Origin of the sequence: Enterococcus sp. DIV0086 (assembly GCF_050498705.1) — a bacterium.
GTDB classification, from domain to species: domain Bacteria; phylum Bacillota; class Bacilli; order Lactobacillales; family Enterococcaceae; genus Enterococcus; species Enterococcus faecalis.
Window position 1 is genome coordinate 20,010 of sequence record NZ_JBNIDN010000002.1, and the last position, 18,534, is coordinate 38,543.

18 protein-coding genes and 1 pseudogene are annotated in these 18,534 nt (G+C 33.8%); 17 read left to right on the forward strand and 2 right to left on the reverse strand.

Annotated elements, in window-relative coordinates; all coding sequences use genetic code 11:
* The first annotated feature begins 1 nt into the window (after position 1).
* The 7 genes from IGI63_RS14090 (at position 2) to IGI63_RS14120 (ending at position 6,751) form a co-directional block, all read left to right on the forward strand.
* The gene (locus IGI63_RS14090) at positions 2-235 is read left to right on the forward strand and encodes a metal-dependent transcriptional regulator (protein WP_429976014.1); all 234 of its coding nucleotides are present in this window, start codon (positions 2-4) and stop codon (positions 233-235) included.
* Positions 236-967: 732 nt separating this feature from the next.
* On the forward strand, positions 968-3,781 hold the full coding sequence (locus IGI63_RS14095) for a BspA family leucine-rich repeat surface protein (RefSeq protein ID WP_429976015.1): 2,814 nt from the start codon (positions 968-970) through the stop codon (positions 3,779-3,781).
* A 54-nt stretch (positions 3,782-3,835) separates the two neighbouring features.
* Entirely contained in the window at positions 3,836-4,183 is a 348-nt protein-coding gene (locus tag IGI63_RS14100) for a hypothetical protein (RefSeq protein ID WP_429976016.1), read from the forward strand.
* Positions 4,180-4,713, forward strand: coding sequence for a hypothetical protein (locus IGI63_RS14105; RefSeq protein ID WP_429976017.1), 534 nt, complete (start codon positions 4,180-4,182; stop codon positions 4,711-4,713). Before IGI63_RS14100 ends, IGI63_RS14105 begins: the two co-directional genes overlap by 4 nt.
* 69 nt (positions 4,714-4,782) lie before the next feature.
* Positions 4,783-5,808 (forward strand): DUF916 and DUF3324 domain-containing protein, encoded by a 1,026-nt coding sequence (locus IGI63_RS14110; protein WP_429976018.1) that lies wholly within the window; start codon positions 4,783-4,785, stop codon positions 5,806-5,808.
* Positions 5,809-5,948: 140 nt separating this feature from the next.
* Complete coding sequence (locus tag IGI63_RS14115) at positions 5,949-6,590, forward strand: DUF998 domain-containing protein (protein ID WP_429976019.1); 642 nt, start codon at positions 5,949-5,951, stop codon at positions 6,588-6,590.
* A gap of 38 nt (positions 6,591-6,628) precedes the next feature.
* Positions 6,629-6,751 carry a cysteine-rich KTR domain-containing protein gene (locus IGI63_RS14120; RefSeq protein WP_429976020.1) on the forward strand — a complete coding sequence of 41 codons (123 nt, stop codon included), beginning with the start codon at positions 6,629-6,631 and terminating at the stop codon, positions 6,749-6,751.
* Positions 6,752-7,530: 779 nt separating this feature from the next.
* Here IGI63_RS14120 and IGI63_RS14125 read toward each other — a convergent pair.
* Positions 7,531-7,767: pseudogene (locus IGI63_RS14125) on the reverse strand (IS3 family transposase); the annotation flags it as partial.
* Positions 7,768-8,226: 459 nt separating this feature from the next.
* Between IGI63_RS14125 and IGI63_RS14130 the strand changes: the two are divergent.
* From IGI63_RS14130 to IGI63_RS14140, 3 genes are read left to right on the forward strand one after another with little or no spacing between them, the layout of a single operon-like run.
* Positions 8,227-8,523, forward strand: a complete 297-nt coding sequence (locus IGI63_RS14130) for an IS3 family transposase (RefSeq protein ID WP_429976021.1) — start codon at positions 8,227-8,229, stop codon at positions 8,521-8,523.
* Positions 8,510-8,755: a DDE-type integrase/transposase/recombinase gene (locus tag IGI63_RS14135; RefSeq protein WP_429976022.1), complete on the forward strand. Its 246-nt coding sequence runs from the start codon at positions 8,510-8,512 to the stop codon at positions 8,753-8,755. The genes IGI63_RS14130 and IGI63_RS14135 overlap by 14 nt, the downstream gene beginning before the upstream one ends.
* Positions 8,731-8,913 carry an IS3 family transposase gene (locus tag IGI63_RS14140; RefSeq protein ID WP_429976296.1) on the forward strand — a complete coding sequence of 61 codons (183 nt, stop codon included), beginning with the start codon at positions 8,731-8,733 and terminating at the stop codon, positions 8,911-8,913. Before IGI63_RS14135 ends, IGI63_RS14140 begins: the two co-directional genes overlap by 25 nt.
* A 1,669-nt stretch (positions 8,914-10,582) precedes the next feature.
* Here IGI63_RS14140 and IGI63_RS14145 read toward each other — a convergent pair.
* A complete protein-coding gene (locus tag IGI63_RS14145) occupies positions 10,583-11,542 on the reverse strand; it encodes a sugar-binding transcriptional regulator (RefSeq protein ID WP_429976023.1) in 960 nt (319 codons plus the stop codon).
* 181 nt (positions 11,543-11,723) lie between these two features.
* Here IGI63_RS14145 and IGI63_RS14150 point away from each other — a divergent pair, with 181 nt between their 5' ends.
* The 7 genes from IGI63_RS14150 to citX are packed head-to-tail and all read left to right on the forward strand — an operon-like array spanning position 11,724 to position 18,534.
* Positions 11,724-12,911 (forward strand): NAD(P)-dependent malic enzyme, encoded by a 1,188-nt coding sequence (locus tag IGI63_RS14150; RefSeq protein ID WP_429976024.1) that lies wholly within the window; start codon positions 11,724-11,726, stop codon positions 12,909-12,911.
* Positions 12,892-14,196, forward strand: a complete 1,305-nt coding sequence (locus IGI63_RS14155) for a 2-hydroxycarboxylate transporter family protein (RefSeq protein WP_429976025.1) — start codon at positions 12,892-12,894, stop codon at positions 14,194-14,196. Before IGI63_RS14150 ends, IGI63_RS14155 begins: the two co-directional genes overlap by 20 nt.
* A 22-nt stretch (positions 14,197-14,218) precedes the next feature.
* Positions 14,219-15,235, forward strand: coding sequence for a [citrate (pro-3S)-lyase] ligase (citC, locus tag IGI63_RS14160; protein ID WP_429976026.1), 1,017 nt, complete (start codon positions 14,219-14,221; stop codon positions 15,233-15,235).
* A 3-nt stretch (positions 15,236-15,238) separates the two neighbouring features.
* Positions 15,239-15,541 (forward strand): citrate lyase acyl carrier protein, encoded by a 303-nt coding sequence (citD, locus tag IGI63_RS14165; RefSeq protein WP_429976027.1) that lies wholly within the window; start codon positions 15,239-15,241, stop codon positions 15,539-15,541.
* The gene (citE, locus tag IGI63_RS14170; protein WP_429976028.1) at positions 15,538-16,443 is read left to right on the forward strand and encodes a citrate (pro-3S)-lyase subunit beta; all 906 of its coding nucleotides are present in this window, start codon (positions 15,538-15,540) and stop codon (positions 16,441-16,443) included. Before citD ends, citE begins: the two co-directional genes overlap by 4 nt.
* Positions 16,436-17,989 (forward strand): citrate lyase subunit alpha, encoded by a 1,554-nt coding sequence (gene citF, locus IGI63_RS14175; RefSeq protein WP_429976029.1) that lies wholly within the window; start codon positions 16,436-16,438, stop codon positions 17,987-17,989. The genes citE and citF overlap by 8 nt, the downstream gene beginning before the upstream one ends.
* A 2-nt stretch (positions 17,990-17,991) precedes the next feature.
* Positions 17,992-18,534: a citrate lyase holo-[acyl-carrier protein] synthase gene (gene citX, locus IGI63_RS14180; protein ID WP_429976030.1), complete on the forward strand. Its 543-nt coding sequence runs from the start codon at positions 17,992-17,994 to the stop codon at positions 18,532-18,534.

The window sequence follows — 18,534 nt, forward strand, 5'->3', positions numbered from 1 at the left end:
TATGGTGAAAGCCAGACAAACGACAATACTCATTTATTTATTAGTAATACAGAAACTATCTAACAGAGGAAAAGAAATTAAAAACAATGATTTAGCAAAAGTCCTAAATGTTACTCCATCATCTGTGAGTGAAATGCTAGATAAACTCAGGAATGATGGATATTTGGAAGGAAACTTTAAGTTAACAAATAAAGGAAAACGATTTATACAAAATTATAGAAATCGTTTTATTTAAAAGTTTACGATGAGCTACCTACCTCCAAAAGCTAGGCTTTCAGGTCTAACTTTTGGGGGTCACTACATGAATCATGAGACTTATTTTTTTCTTAGATTTAAGCTGAAATTCTTATTAATATCTTAATTTTATTGCAAATAAGAAAAGTCCAAAAGAAAGCAATTTTTTTGCACTTTATTATCTGTTTTACGAACACCTTACTTTCTATAAAGAGCCTTATTAGTAAACACGTATCTTTGTTAGCTAAATTATTTTTTAATAGTTTTACAGTTGCATAGTTAGGTTTTGTATCTTTATTACGTAACATAGATACTCAGGGGCACCATTATCTCAATATAGTTATTCTTACAACTGTGTTTTTTTGATTTGTTTTATAGTCATTAAATTAAAATAAGTTTATAACTTTACAAGAAATATAATCTTCTTGTTAGATAGGCGTATTATAAGTGGGGTTAACGATGAACCGTATACTCCCTTTACTACACGAAAAATATAAATGAAACTTTTATAGTGCGTTTTGTGTTGTTTTTATGAACAATCGGTAGTTTAATCACGTGACGTATTGGACTTAAAATTAAATAAATAGTATAGTACGCAAAGGGGGATTTTTTTGAAAAAAATCGTTTATTTATAGGAATTATAATTTTATTGGGTGCTTTTCATTCATCTCAATCTGCTCTTGCTTTAGAATTCCCAAAAAAAGATTCTTCTAATTTGACATCGTAGAGTGTATTGAATACAGTCGTTAGACCTTTATCAAATTCGATGCCTACTACTAGCTTTAATAATACGGAAGAAACCACACAAAAGACTGAAACATCTTCCTTTACTATTTCTTCAGACCATAAAGATCAAGAAAATAGTTTTTCGAGAGAACATTATACTGAGAGTTCAACAGAAACTAGTGATACGGGATTTTCTTCACAAGCCAAAGATTCACCAACACTGCAAACTTCAAAAGATAGTTCTAGCGATAGTACTAAAGCGAAGCAAACGCTACCACAAATGAAACTAGAAAGACAAGAAACAGATTCACTAACTGGAATGTGGGGAACTGCCAATTATGAATGGAATCCTTCGAATGGAACACTTACAGTAAAAGAAGGAGATTTAAAAGATGGGGAATTAGCTCCATATAGAAACGGAACAATTGATCCAACAGATATACTAAAAATTGATTTTACAGCGGCTGTAACCGCTCCACTCACTTCTTATTTAGGTATTAGGACTGAGGGATTATTTGAGGGCTTGAGCAACATGAAAACTATCAAAGGATTAACAAATTTAGACACTATGAGCGTCACTAATATGTCTCGAATGTTTAGAAACGCAAGCTCACTTACTAGCTTAGATTTAAGTCAATTTGATACAGCAAAGGTAACAAATATGACAGCCATGTTTAGTGGTACAAGCTCTCTCACTAGTTTAGATTTAAGTTCTTTCGATACTCGCAATGTTACTAATATGGACTCAATTTTTTATAGTGCAAGTTCACTAGCTAATTTAAATTTAAGTTCTTTTGATACAGAACGAGTAACAAGTATGAATAATATGTTTTATGGCACATTCAAGCTTAATTCACTCACTCTTGGCAAAAAATTCAAATTTTTATCGGGCGCAGGTCTTCCATCAATACAAATAAATGATGATTACACAGGTGAGTGGCAAAATATAGATAACGGCACAGAGACTTTTCCAACTGGTTCTAATAGCTGGACTTCAAATGACTTTATGAGCAACTACGACGGGAGTAAAGATGCAGGTACCTACGTCTGGCAACCAACGGGATTAAATAACTGGGGAACGGCACCTTACAAGTGGGATAAATCAACTGGAACATTAATAGTAAAAGAAGGAGATTTAAAAGATGGTGGTTTAGCGCCATATAGAAATGGTACTATTGAACCAAACGATGTTAAAGAAATTGATTTTACAGGACCTGTAATTGCTCCACCTGAACCTACTGCCGATAATAAGGGATTATTTGATAGTTTACCAAATATAACATCTATAGATGGACTGACATATTTAAATACTAGAAATGTCACTAGCATGGTAAATATGTTTGCTAATTCACCAAAATTGAATAATTTAAAATTTGGAAATAATTTTGATACGAGTCAAGTTACTGAAATGTGGGGGATGTTTTATAAAAATAATTCACTAACTAGTTTAGATATAAGTAATTTTAATATGAATAGTGTCACTAAAATGGGAAATATGTTTTATGGTACATCGAATCTTAAATCACTTACCCTTGGAAAATCATTTAAATTTTTACCGGATGCAGGTCTTCCATCAATACAAATAAATGATGGTTACACAGGCAAGTGGCAGAATATTGGTAACGGAACAGCGACTTTTCCAACGGGTCCTAATAACTGGACTTCAAACGAATTTATGAGCAACTATGACGGAAATAAAGATGCAGGCACCTATATCTGGCAGCCAAAAGATGTAGGACTCTGGGGGACCGCGCCTTATAAATGGGACAAATCAACTAGAACTCTAACAGTAAAAAAAGGAGATTTAAAAAATAGTAATTTAGCACCATATAGAAATGGGACAATTGACCCGGCAGATATACTAAAAATAGATTTTACAGAAGCTGCAACTGCCCCAACTGCTTCTTCTGGAAGTACTGGATTATTTGGTAATTTAAATAACATGATAACAATTGAAGGATTAAAAAATCTAGATACTAAAAACATGGTTAGTATGTGGCGCATGTTTTCAAATGCTAGCTCACTAACTAATTTAGATTTAAGTAGTTTTGATACTAGAAACGTTGTTTCTATGGCTTCTATGTTTTCTGGGACAAGTTCACTTACTAGTTTAAATCTTACCAATTTTGATACTAGAAAGGTAACGAATATGGATTCTATGTTTTCAGATGCAATAAAGCTCCAATCTCTTACACTTGGAAAAACATTTAAATTTGCGTCTACACACACGGAATTTCCTGAACCATCTAATGACGAGAAATTTAGTGGAAAATGGCGGAACGTTAGCATAGGAACGCCACAAAAGCCTTTAGGAGAAAACCTTTGGACGAGTGACGAGCTTACGACAAAATATAATGGTGAAACAGACGCGGACCAGTATGTTTGGCAACCAACAGGTATGTATATCAATGAAGTAGCGGATACGTTCTCTTTCCCAAAGGTACAAATTTCGGGGGAAAAACAGACAGTAATATCTACTGGAAAATCAAGCCTATCTTTAACAGATGCGTTGCCAAAAAATGATATTGGTACACAATTACTTGTTTCTTACGAAACACCCGATGATGATTGGCAAAATATAGGACTATCACTGAAAATAACCCCTACCACTACACAAATATATGTTAAAACAACGGAAGTACATGTAAGTTCTGATCCAGCCCCGATAATTACGCAATTTGATGAAAGTGAAAAACAAGCGGCGACTATCGTTGACCTTGATCTTGCACCAGAACTTACAGTGCCACCAGCATCAGCAGCACTCGTCGCAAAAGACTATTCAACAACTATTGATTGGACGATCCAGCAAGGGCCTAGTTAACACTCAAGTCTATCGTCTAATAAGATCGCTAGAATAGAAGAAAGGAGACCTCAGATGAAACGTGTGGTTTATAGTCTTTTAATTATTATAGGAATCGGCAGCTTTTGGGGGATTTCAGAACAAAAGGTTTCGGCTGCCTCTACACAGACAGACGTAGCGATTACAATCAAAGAAGCACCACCGGTGGTTCCCGATGCGAATCAGGTGATTCCAGGTTCACTGTCACAAGCAAGTATTCGTTGCCACCCGCAAACAACGAATACACAGTATTCTCACTATCCTAAAACCAATGAGGAATTCTCTCCTTGGTGGTGGCAACCAGTAGGAATATTGCTGTGTCTACTAGTAGTAATACGTTATCTCTTTTACAAACATAAAATGGAAAGAAGGCAGTTATTATGAAGAAAATCATTGTAAGCACAGCACTATTAGGCGGATTAATGGGGATGACATTGTTTATCCAAACCCCAGTTCATGCTGTAGATACCAACAAAACTGACGCTAATATCACAGTCAGTGGGGGTGGATTGAACATCGATGAGCTAGGAAAAATCGATTTTGAAGCCATTACATTGAATGGGAAAGACCAAATAGCTAAACCAGTGGATCCAAAAGTGCCTGCGTTAAACGTCCATGACTACCGTGGAAAAACAGACGGTTGGTATTTACAAGCAAACTATGAAACAAAGGAAAAATCACTTGGTAACGGAATGACGCTGCATGTCAATCCTTCTTCGGATCAAGGTGGTATTGCAGCCCCTACCGATTTAGGAACTGATGCTGCAACGATTTATACCCTTACTACAGCAGATCTAAACAATCCAGATACGACGCTTACCTTAAATCCAACCATTACAGTTCCGAAAAACACTCGTGCAGCAAGTTACACAGCAACGATTGTATGGAATGCGGTTGAGGGAGCGCCAGCATAGATACAGAAAAATAAAAAAGAGAGAGCCATTCTCTAGCGAGAATGGTTCTTTTCATTCGAGGTGAAACTAATGAGATCAAAAAAAACAAAAATTCTATATTTTTTAGTCGTTCTTTTCTTTGTAGGAATCTTCCCGCAGGATCAAGTTCAAGCACAAACCGATTCTTCTACAGAACAAGCAAATAACTATAGTGTTTCTCCTAGTTTTGGGGCAACGCAAAAGAAAGAAACGACAAATTTTTATGATATGAGGTTGCAGCCTAAACAAACCGATACCTTTCAATTAACAATCACCAATCAAGCAAAACAACCACAAACCTTTCAGGTCATAGTGAATACAGCTACGACAAATCGGAACGGAATCGTAGATTATACGAAGACGGATTTCCCTAAAGATCCCTCCATGACAGTCGCAATCAAGGATCTGATCACGATCGATGCGCCAAAAGTGACGATCCCGGCGAACCAATCACAAACAGTTAGTTTTCATTTGACGATGCCCAATCAACCTTTAGCAGGAATTTTGTTGGGTGGGGTGGTGGTTCGTCCAATCCAGGAGAATAAACAAGGGAAAGGAATTCAAAATGTCTTTACACATACCTTAGCAATTCGTGTCGATCAAACAGATCAAATCATTCCCACAAAATTGATTGGTGGTAACGTGACGATCGGTCAAGACAATTTACACAACCAAGTGTCGATGGCTTTACGCAATCTAGAACCCAAGTTATTAACACAATTGGAAGGGACCTTTGTGGTCACTAAGAAGGGCCAATCAACTCCAATAATCAAAAAAACGAGTAAAAATCTTAGTATTGCCCCTAACAGTGCATTTAACTTACCATTAGCTCTTGATCAATCCTTTAAAGCTGGCGACTATACCTATACAATTCGGTTAAAAAATGCGAATGGGGAATGGAAATTCTCAAAAGACTTTACGATCAGAGCCAGTGAAGCCAAAAAATACAATAATACTTCCGTTGATCATACCGAATATTCATGGAAACGGTGGGTGCTTTACGGCGGTATTGTTTTACTCATTGTGATGTTGTGTACGCTATTCTATTATTTAGGAAAGAAAAAAGATAAGAATTAAAGTAAAGAAGGAGACGGGACTTAATGTTTTTTACGTAAAGGAATAGACAAAAGATTTAATTGTTGAAATTGAATTTAATTAGCTTCAGTCAATCTTGATCAAATAATTTAATCATATTTATAAAACGGAGATAGATTTAAATGAATAAAAAAAGAGAATTAATTAACTATTTAGGTTTGCTAGGAGTAGTCAGCTTGATTTCCTATACAATAGCTGTTGTTTTTTCACCACTTGCTTATCCAAACTATAATTGGATGTCACAAGCTGTTAGTGATTTGAGTGCAATTAATTCCCCCTCCAGAAATCTTTGGAATCAATTATCATGTTTATATAGTGTCTGTGGTATAGTAAGCATTACTTTAGTTTGCGTATTTATCCAAGGAAAACTTAATAAAACACTTAGAATAGGAATTTATTTGTTTGCAGTAATGAATTGGATTTCAGCTATTGGATATAGCTTGTTTCCTCTATCTGATAGTGGTTATGCAGGCACATTTCAAGACATAATGCACACATATGTAGTAACAGTGTTAGTTGTCCTGTTATCAATAGTATCACTCGTTTTCATAATGACTGGTGGATATCGCGGTAAGCAGTATCGTTCTTTAGCAATATGGGCAACTTTAGCATTCATATTTATGCTTATTGGTGGAATTGGTGTGTCTTCTGTTCCTGTAACATATTTTGGTATTTTTGAAAGATTTAGTGTATTTTCCGCAACATGCTTTAATGCTGTTTTAGGGATATATCTATTTGAATCTTTTGGTTCGCATAAAAGATGATCTAAAGGAGCAGAAAATTAAATAGTAAATGGGATGTATTGATATATTGTCCTATTTGTAAGAATAAAACTCGGAACAAAATTCGAGAAAATACAGAACTAAAGAACTTCCCTTTGCTTTGTCAGAAATGCAAAAATGAGAGTTTGATTGATGTCAAATAAATAAAAGCAATAATAATAAAAGAGCTAGATGCTAAGACGTAAAGTCGATAAATTGAAAGATTAAATACTTCAAGTTATCGGCTTTTTTGATTGATGATTATTAAATAAGACAAATGATTATTAGTGTAGTGGCAACATGGAGGAGCTAGTATGCCTGTGTACGAAGTGATTAAAGTTAAAACTGAATACCAGTATCAGATACACACTTTTCCCCCAAGGTTTAAGTGTGTATCTTTTTGAATTTATTTGTTTTTTTCGATTATTTACCCCCTCACACCTGTTATAGGAACGAACAAAGAGTAATAATGTCGGTTAATTTGGGCAATATACATTTCGTGGTCAGCTGACCATGCTGACATTGGATGAAATTGTGCAAGTTGCACAAGCAATGAAGGTGCCATTTGACAAGCGAGCCACGCTTAGTCTTATTATTAGTCAGTTTGAACCGGGGGAAAATGGTGTGCATTAAACGGTGATGTACCAAGAATTGGCGAAGGATTGGTTAACTGAAATCGACTATTTGAATGGTTATATCGCGAAGCAAAAAAAGTACATCATATTCCTACACCAATCAATACGACTTTGACAGCACTAATAAACTGTCGTGAAGAGTTGAATGCGCTGCGCAGTTAAGTGAAAATTTGGTAGTACTGCAAAGCTATCTTGAACTCAATTTTAGACTATAATATTTGAATAAATCAACTAAAAAAGGGACGCATCCAATGTAGTGACCCCAAAAAGTTAGACTTTTTATAGAGTGAATTTTTCCACTTTATTTTTTATGCAGTTTTTTGATTGAATTGTCGAAATTCTACTGGGCTTTTCCAGTTAAGTTTTTCTTTGATTCGGTGGTGATTATAATAATAAATATAGTTATCAATGACTTGTTATAATTCATTTTGGTTTTGATAAACTTTTCCATAATACAATTTTTGCTTTAGAATACTGAAGAAATTCTCCATAGGAGAATTATCTAAACAGGTTCCTTTCCGAGACATACTGGTGTTAATATCAAATCTTAGACATCTTTTCGTAGAGACAGAAATAAATTAAACTTATTTACGAGAGTATGGATTTTATGACCCGATACGAAGAAAATTTAAAACAGATGATTGTTGAGTTGAATCAAACTGGACATTCTGTTCGAAAGTTGGCGAAAGAATATGGTTTATCTGAAGCAACGAATTACAAATAGAAAAATTTATATTTACCAAATCAGTCCACAGGCCTGACCGGAAAAGACGCGGCTGAGTTGAGAAAAGAAAATGCTCGTTTGAAAGAGGAACTTAAAATAATAAAAAAAAAGTCACAGCCATATTCTCTCGAAAGACCTAAAGTCACTTATTCGATTGATTGAAAAATGGTGTAAGAATTACACGGTTTCTTTGTTGTGTCGGTTATTAGAAATTCCTAGAAGGGTCTACTATTTTTATAAAAATAAATCGTTAACAGCTACAGAAGTCAGAAATAACCAATTGAAAAAGAAGATTTCAACGCCCTTTTTTGATAATAAACAGCGTTATTGTGCAACAGAAATCCATCAAGAGTTGCTAAAAAAAGGGATTTTAGTATCTCTTAAACATGTCCAAAAGCTAATGAAACAATTAAACTTAAGGCCGATTATAGTAAAAAAATGTAGACCTCAAATGTCTATTAAAGCAATTATTTCAAAAGAGAACATTTTAAATCAGGATTTTTCTACTCAAACTATATGTGAGAAATGGGTGGTGTTACTTAACTGCAATCATGAATTTACACATGAAAAAAATTAGTAGCTACACATTTTCAAAAAGAATGACTGTGGATTGTGCCATTCAAACGTTAAATAAAGCAAAACTACATTATCACATCCCAGAAGGAATAATTTTACACACTGACTTAGGTAGTCAGTACACAGCAAGAGAAATAGAAAAATGGCTTGAAATCAACAAAATAAGGCAGTTCTATAGTAGAAAAGGAACGTCTTATGATAATGCAGAATCGAATCTTTCCGTACCTCATTAAAGAAGGAAGAAGTCTACACAACTAGTTACTCAGATTTTGAAGAAGCAAATCACGCACTATTTAGCTACATTGAAGGATTTTATAACCGTAATCGAATTTACAGCTCGATTCACTATCTAACTCCACAGGAGTTTGAAGAGTTGCAAAAGAAAAAATGACATAACCGTCGCTAGTAAAATTCAAATGTGTCCAAGATATTGACTCAAATCCATTTTGGATAAATGTCAATGAAGTAGACAGAAAAAATATTTTTAATGTGATTGCTAATGGATTTCTTTTTTCAAATTCGGAGAAAGCATATCGATAGCTTAATGGGGACTTCTAGGGTTATAGAAACCTTCGATATTCAAAGCACGCTAGTTTTCCTTCCTCTAATGAAGAAAGTGTATGGCGTTTGAGTTCTTCATGTTTCATCCATTTGAAGAATGATTCAGTTACAGCATTATCCCGTGGATAATCTATTTTGGAATAAGAGGGCAAAATCTTAGTTATTCTTGAATTTTTCGTAACTGATGGGACAGATAGCGAAGGCCTCTATCAGAGTGGAAAATGACAGAATCCGTAGGTTTTTGATAGAGGAATTTTGGTTTTACGATCGACATTTTTGGTAAGTTCATTGATTTTATTAGACGGTACATTCGGCCGATACTAATTGAAATACCCTGTTCACGTTGTAAAAAATTTGTATTTTAGCAGCATCTAATCGATAGTTTATTTCTGTGTAAATCTGAAGAATCAACCATTTTAATTCTATATTTTCAAGAAAACGAGCGGAAGGTTTTCTGTTGTTATATTTATAAAACTTACTACGATTGACTTTTAGCATACGACATAACTTAAAAACAGTGTGTTCTGATTGAAGTAAGGAAATAGCTCTCAGTAGTTGGTGAAGTGTGGCGTGAATATGGCAATTGTTTTTTTAGATAAGGTTATCCTTTTCTAAAGTAGACTTTTGTTTTTTGGAGTTCTCTCACTTGCTTGCTTAGCAGCAAGAAGCTCTCCTGATCCCTCGATTTCAGAATCGAGTTTGACTCATCGTCAGATGGTTGTTTGTGGAATTTCATATTCATTGCATAAACTAGATTGATTTTTCCTTCCATGATAAACATTAATCAAGCTTTTCTTAAAATTTTTATCGTATATTTTGTAATTGGGCATAAAAGTACTTCCTTTCATTTTTGTGCCTACTTATAGATAGTATACCATTAATAAATATGACTACTTTATTAGTATATATCCACCTTCAACTACACCTATGTTGATGATCAAGTTTATATAAGATGCGAAGCTGCAGTAATGGATAGTCCAAGATACTTAGACTTTCAAAAAATGGGTTTACTATGTAAACGATTAAAACAGTTAAGGAATGGTAAGACATTTTACTAATACTATGGTATGTGATTATTCATAGCAGTAGGTGAAAGAGGAGGACTAAACACTAAAAAAACAGTGGAAGATCGCAAAAATAACTTTTAAAGTTTCAGAATTTTCGCTGATTGACGAAAGCATGCATGGTTCTTCTGCCTATCAATTTTATTAGAGGAATAGTTTTTTTTTTACGTTTGTCTGGCACTCTTTTTTTTGTTATTGTCAACCTTAATGAAAAACTCAGAGCTAATTTAATCTTTATTATTTTAAATCATTAGTATGAATCAATAGCAATATCAAGCCTTTCTATGAAGACGTATTTTAATTGGGCGAGATTGGGAAAAATTAAAAAATTTTAACCAATGATCCTTCAGTAAATAAACTGCCTTTTTGTGAAACACATTATTTTCTAAAATTAAAATAAGCGAATTATAGCTAGGAGTTAGAGCTCTTAATTACTTAATGAGTTCCTCTTTTTTTTATTAGAGCTAAAATTTTCCAAGCGGTTTTTTCGTCTAGAAATAAATCAGTAAAAAAGTCGCCATTTAGTGCACCTAAGCAAGCTTCAGCTTTAAATTTATTTTTACAGATACCAATTCGTTTAGAAATGTCAAAAATTTCTTTTAAAGAAAGTCCAAACGTCTTATCATCAGTTTCCTTGATGAATTTACCATTAATAGTAAATGGACGGCCATACAGGAATCCTACCGTATTAGTAATGTTGGGAAATAAAATCTTACGATGCTTACTCCATGGTTCAATAGAATCAATTGAAGATAAAGTTCCAATTCCAGAAATTAACATATCAGCATGGGAAGCAGTTACTAGTGTATTCGCTAATGAAGGTTCCAATGACATCAATTCACGAGCAGTATCATTAATTACATATAAAGGGATACTCAAAGTTAAATATGAAGATTCATAACGTTCTGCTGCTTTTTGAACTAAACGTGTAGATCCAGCAAGAGAATTATATTTTCCAATCTCTCCAATAAATTGTGTAAAAATTAAATCTTCACGAGCACTCATTTTAAATTGATCGATTACTTTGTAGACAGTGTCACCCCATGACAATGCAACAATATTCGTTTCTTTTATAAACTGTTGAATATAATCAGCAGAAAATTTAGAAAACAGTAAATCGTGCTCAGACAAATCCTCGTTGCTTTTTAAGATATAAACATCTGTTTTTTCAAAATAATGTTTAAAAATTTTTTCTAATTCATAGTTTCTTGCATAAGGAGAATTAATTGAAATACTAACCAATTGTCTTTCACGAGCATCTTCAATGTATTTTAAAGCCTTATAGCGGGAAAGACCATATTTTTTTGCTATTTCACTAATATTAATATCATGAAGAAAATAATCTTCACAAATCTTAACAAGTAATGATTCATAGTTTGAAAATTCTATATTCATAATAAGCCTCCTAAGTATTTAAAATAAATTCTTTGATTAAATTATATCAAAAAAATCTAAATAAGTCTTTTTTAAATTTTTTAAATAATTATGAATTTTTTTCAATATTTTAAAATTAAAATTGAATTATTTTTAATTTATGTTAAAATTAATTTGTAAATTTAAAAAATGGGGTGAAGGAATGTTCGACGAAGTTTTAGATATACACAAAAAGAACATAGGGGTATTAAAATTAGCAACAACTGAATCTGTTCACAATAACCAAGACTTAGCTAAAATGTATACTCCTGGCGTTGCAGAGCTTAGTCTGATGATTGAAAAAAATCATAATTTGGCCCGAGAATTAACGATTAGTGGTAAACTAGTGGCTATTATTACGGACGGTTCAGCTGTATTAGGATTAGGAAATGTCGGTGCTCAAGCAGGCTTACCAATTGTAGAAGGAAAAGCATTACTTTATAAAGACTTGGCCGAGGTTGATGCTATTCCTTTAGCAATTGAACAAAGGTCAGTGAATGAAATTGTTCAGACAATTGGAAACTTACAAAGTAGTTTTGCTGGAATACATTTAGAAGATATTGCAGCGCCAAAGTGCTTTGAAATTGAAGAAAAGCTTCAAGAAAAATTATCAATTCCTGTTTATCATGATGATCAAGAAGGCACAGCGATTATTGTCTTAGCTGCTTTGATTAATGCAGCTAAGTTAAAAAATAAATCATTGTCTGATCTGCATATAGTAATCAACGGAATTGGTGCTTCTGGTGTTGCTACTGCTAGATTATTAATAGCTGCAGGCATTACTAACCTAACGTTGATTGATAAACAAGGAGTCTTGAAAAAAAAGGATCAGACACTAAACAAATATCAGCGAGAATTGCTCAATCATATAAATAAAACAAAGATAGAGGCAAGCACGTTGGATGATGCGATAGCTGGACAAGATGTATTTATTGGTTTATCTGTTGGAAATATTTTAACTTCAGAAATGATCAAAAAAATGGGAAATAATCCCATTATCTTTGCTTTGGCAAATCCATTACCGGAAATTGAGCCCGACATAGCAAAAGAAGCTGGTGTGAATTTAATAGCCACTGGTTCTTCAAAATTTTCAAATCAAGTCAATAATATCTTAGTTTTTCCAGGCCTTTTTAAAGGTTTATTGATTTCAAAGGCCAATAAGGTTGATGTATCTTTGCAATACGAAATAGCCAAAAGTATAGCAGCTATGGTGAAAAATCCAACGCCTGAAAAATTCATTCCTAACGTTTTCGATAGAGGTGTCGTAGACGCCGTTTCACAAACAGTAATAACTTATGTCCAAAAAATAAAGGAAAAAGAGGAAATGCCATATGTTAACAAAATTAAATAAGATTAAGATTGGGTTTATTCCTTTAATTCTTTATATTATTTTGGCTCTGGCTTATATTGCTATAACTGTAGCAAATATCGTGCCAAAAAATGACATGTTAGTTGCCTTAGGCATCATGACTGTTTTCGCTTATCTATTAGAGAAAATAGGGAAAAATATCCCTGTTTTAAAAAATCTCGGGGGAAAGGTTTTAGTTGTTACATTCTTACCTGCATTTCTTGTTTATAAACATTGGTTGCCAGAAAGTACTGTGAAAGTTGTTTCTGATTTTATGAACCATAATAACTTTTTAATGTTTTTCATTACATTATTAGTTGTAGGTAGCATCGCTTCAATGAACCGGCAAACATTAGTTAAAGCAACTAGTCGCATTATTTTTATTTTGATTTTATGTAACGTGTTGAGTTCTTTAATTGGTGTAAGTGTTGGGATGCTCTTTGGTTTATCTGCTTGGAATACTTACTTTTTTATTGTTGCACCAATTATGGCAGGTGGTGTAGGTGAAGGTGCCATGCCTTTATCAATTGGTTATGCAGCTACTATGGCAGGTATGGGGCAAAATGCTATTTTTGGTAAAATTTTGCCATGTGTTATGTTAGGTAGTTTAGTTGCAGTTTTATTATCTGGAGTACTGAATAAAGTTGGAGAAAAATATCCTCACTTAAATGGTCATGGAAATTTAATCGATAACGAAGACGAACATTTAGAAAATTTAAAAGGTACAGAAAAACCAATTGATATTGAGAAAACGCTGGTAGCAGGTGTTGTAGCTATTACTGTATATTTTGTTGCTGTTTATGTTGAACATTTATTAAAAATAGCTTTTGGTTTTGTTATTCCGTCTCCAGTAATTTTGTTGGTTTCTTTAATGGGTGCTAAAATGCTTGGTTTTATCCCGAAAGAAATTGAAGAAGGTGGTAATTCATTATATGGATTTACAGTTCGTGGAATCACTCCACCTTTATTATTTGGTGTAGGAGTTGCACAAACAGATTGGCTACAACTTATTGAAGTTTTTAAAAGTCCGGCGACTATCCTGACTATTATTATTACTGTTGCTGCTATTGTTATCATTGCTTTTATTGCGGCCGTTGTCTTAAAAATGTATCCTGTTGACACGGCAATTGCTGTTTCATGTTGTAGTGGCCAAGGTGGAACTGGTGCTTTAGCTATCTTAGCTGCAGGTAACCGAATGGAACTAATGCCGTTTGCGCAAGTTGCAGTTCGTTTGGGAGGTGCAATGACAGTTACATTTGCTATCTTTTTAATGGGATTGTTGTCATAGTCTATAGAAAGGACGTGTGAATGTGTTTAATCAAACAGACATCCGTCAATTATTTTTAAAAAATAATTATGTAAGAATACAATGGCAAGTTTTGTTAATGCAATCAGGGATTGAACAGCCGGTAGAAGAAGTTTTTCATGAACTGGATAAAACATTGGGATTGTTTATGGATGACGAATTAATAGGAACAGTATCTTATCAAACGAATGTAATTAAATACGTTGCTATATCCGATAAGTATAAAGAGTCTGGACACACACTGAATGTATTAATATCGGCGATTATTGAAGAAATGAGCCAGCAAGGCATCTTTCATTATTTCGTTTTCACCAAAAGACAGTATCAAAAAAGTTTTGAGTATCTAGGCTTTGAATCGATTATATCAACAGAAAAAATAGCGGTTTTAGAAATGGGAAATTGGTCTATTCAGCAATATTTGCTTACAATACCACAAGGTGTAGGCAAAAAAAAAGCAGCTATTGTAATGAATGCTAATCCCTTTACTTTAGGTCATTTTTATCTAGTAGAACAAGCTGTTCTCGCCAATGACTGGGTCTATATATTTGTTCTTGAAAAAGAACAAACCCTCTTTTCTACAGTAGAAAGAATCAACTTAGTGAAACAAGGATTGAAAAATTTTGAGAATATAACAATTGTTTCAGGAGGTGATTATATAATTAGCCCAGCGACTTTTCCAACCTATTTTTTACGTAAAGATGATGAGTTAGCAAAAGAACAAATGGTTGTCGATGCAATGTTATTTAAAGAAAGAATTGCTCCTGATTTAAATATTACGACTAGATATGTTGGAGAAGAACCACTCTCGCCTATGACTAGTTCTTACAATAAGATATTAAAACTAATTTTACCACCAGAAGTGAGAGTCGACATTCTCCCAAGAAAAAAAACAGAATGTAATCAAGTGATTTCTGCTTCTGAAGTACGTGAAGCTTTTCTTGAGGGATCCTTAGAAAAAATTAAATATATGGTACCAAAAACCACATATAATTATTTGAAATCAAAAAGGAGTGCTAAGTAAACAATGAAAATAGAAAAAACAGCAATTGCAGGAACTTTAGAATCAAGTGATGTACAAATTATGATTACACCTAATGCAGAAGGAATAGAAATTGATTTAGATAGCCAAGTTATTGAACAATTTGGAAAACAAATCAAAAAAGTCATTCTTGCAACATTAAATGACTATCAAATTACAAATGCTAAATTAAAAGTAATAGACAAAGGTGCCTTGGATTGTGTTATCATTGCACGATTAAAAACTGCAATTCACCGTTCATTAGGAATTCAACACCAAGAAACACCTTGGGAGGGATTAGTAAAATGATGAAAGAGCGCTTGAGAAGAACGATGATGTTTGTACCAGGAAATAATTCTGCAATGATTAAGGATGCAGGAATTTACGGGGCAGATTCTATTATGTTTGATTTAGAAGATGCTGTATCAATACCAGAAAAAGACAGTGCCAGAATGCTTGTTGCACAAGCTTTGCAAACAATTGATTATGGAAAAACAGAATTAGTAGTTCGTATTAATGATTTACATTCAGAGTTTGGTCGGGCTGATATTTTTGCAATGGTTAGAGCAGGAGTTCATGTAATACGTTTGCCAAAAACTGATTACCCAGAAGATGTGGAAGAGGTCGAAACCGTGATTACAGAAGCAGAGGACTATTTTAAGATATCAAGGGGAACCACATTAATGATGGCAGCCATTGAAGGTGCAGCTGGCGTTTTAAATGCACCAATGATAGCTAAAGCTTCGAATCGTTTAATCGGGATTGCAATTGGTGCAGAAGATTATGTAACAAATATGAAAACCAAACGATATCCAGATGGAAAAGAGTTATTTTTTGCACGTAGCATGATTGTTCATGCAGCTCGTGCAGCAGGTATTTCAGCGTTTGATACGGTTTATTCTGATGTAGATAGTATGGACGGTTTTTTAGATGAAGTACGTTTGATTCACCAATTAGGCTTTGATGGAAAATCATGTATAAATCCAAGACAAATTCCAGTAGTTAATAGTGTTTTCCAACCAACAGTTAAAGAAATTAAACATGCACTAGACGTCATATCGGCAATAGAAGAAGCAAAAGAAAAAGGTTCAGGCGTTATTTCTTTAAATGGTAAAATGATTGATAAACCAATTGTTGAACGAGCCCAACGGACTTTGATGCTAGCGAAAGCATCCCAATTGATTGATGAGGAGGGAAATATCCATGCATAAAGAACAAAAAAGAACGATTTCACTAAAGAATTTATCAAGATACAATAAAGAATTTCAAGGCGTTGAATTATTTTCAGAGACCATTCAACGGACGGCACCTAAAGTAACAACTGTTCCAAATAAAATGAATAAAATTGCGAGTTCCATTAAAGAAGCCGTTGAAAATTCTGGCTTAAAAAATGGTATGACTATTTCTTTTCATCACCATTTAAGAGAAGGCGATTTTGTTTTCAATCAAGTGATGGGAGTAATTCGTCAAATGGGTATTAAAGGACTTACTTTGGCTCCAAGTTCATTGTCAAATACCATGAATGATATGGTAATAGAATGTATTAAAGATGGTACTGTAACCCATATTACAAGTAGCGGAATGCGTGGTAGCCTTGGAGAATTTATTTCTAATGGGGGAATGGAAAACCCTGTTATTTTGAGGTCTCATGGGAATCGCCCTCGAGCCATTGAAAGTGGTGAATTAAAAATAGATGTAGCTTTTTTAGGGGTACCAACTTCTGATAATTACGGTAATGCGAATGCAATTTACGGCAAATCCGTTTTTGGATCATTAGGTTATGCTAAAATAGATGCACAATATGCAGATAAAGTCATCTTGTTAACAGATAATTTAGTTCCATATCCAAATACGCCAATAAGTATTCCCCAAACACAAGTAGATTATGTAGTAGAAGTTCAAGCAATTGGCGATCCCGATAAAATTGGTGCTGGAGCTACTCGCTTTACTAAAAATCCAAAAGAATTAAAAATAGCTGAAATGGTAAAAGAAGTTATCGTTCATTCTCCCTATTTTAAAAATGGTTTTTCTTTCCAAACAGGAACAGGAGGCGCAGCTCTGGCAGTGACTCGTTATTTATCAAACGAAATGGAAACCAAAAATATTAAAGCCTCTTTTGCATTAGGAGGAATTACTAAACCAACAATTGATTTATTAGAAAAAGGTTTAGTTGAAAAAGTTTTAGATGTTCAAGATTTCGACAAAGGTGCAGCTGAAGGGATGTCAAGGTTTGAACAGCAACAAGAAATCGATGCCTCTTTTTATGCTGACCCAAGTAATAAAGGCGCTGTTGTTAATAAATTAGATGTGGCTATTTTATCTGCATTAGAAATTGACACGCAATTTAATGTAAATGTTATGACTGGTTCGGATGGTGTATTAAGAGGTGCCATTGGTGGACACCAAGATGCAGCCACAGCTAAGTTAACAATCATATCAGCTCCGTTGGTACGTGGCAGAATACCAACAGTAGTAAATGCTGTAACGACTCTAGTCACACCAGGAGCAAGCATTGATGTTTTAGTAACGGAAATTGGTATTGCAATCAATCCAAAACGTCAAGATTTAATTGAGATTCTTAAAACAATTCCACAACTCCCTGTTTTTACAATTGAAGAATTGCAAAAAAAAGCAGAACAGATTGTAGGTGTAGCAGAACCTTTACGATTTACCGATAAAGTTGTTGCTTATATAGAATACCGTGATGGATCTATTTTGGATATCGTTCATCAAGTACAACCTATTGAAGAGGATTAAAAATGTTTGATACAGGAAAAATTCAAAAACTAGAAGATGTTTTAACTCATAAAGAACAACGTGTTAGTCTGCAAACTAAATTGCTTTTCGAGCATCAAAACAATACATTATTAGTTTTCACCTTAAATATTCCTGGGCCAATCAAAAATAATTCCGAAATTTTACGCATCTTTTATATGGGGAAAGTAGCACTAAAAAAAATGTTTATCAGAAAAAAAATACACCCAATATATACCCAAGAGATTAACTTACCTAGCGGTTTGGATTGGTTTGTGGAAGTTTCTACGGATCCCTTTATATTTAAGCAATTTTTAGTAGAATTAGAGCAAGAGCATCCATTAGGTAGAATATTTGATTTAGATGTTTTGTTTTTCAAAAATGGACGAGTACAAATTGTTAGTCGTCAAGATCTGGGCTATCCTGAAAGACCTTGTTTTATTTGCCAACAAGCAGCGAAAGTCTGTGCACGTAATAAAACGCATGAGATAAAAGAAATACAAAAAAAAATTGAACAAATCTTTGATATTCATACGAAAGAAGTTTGA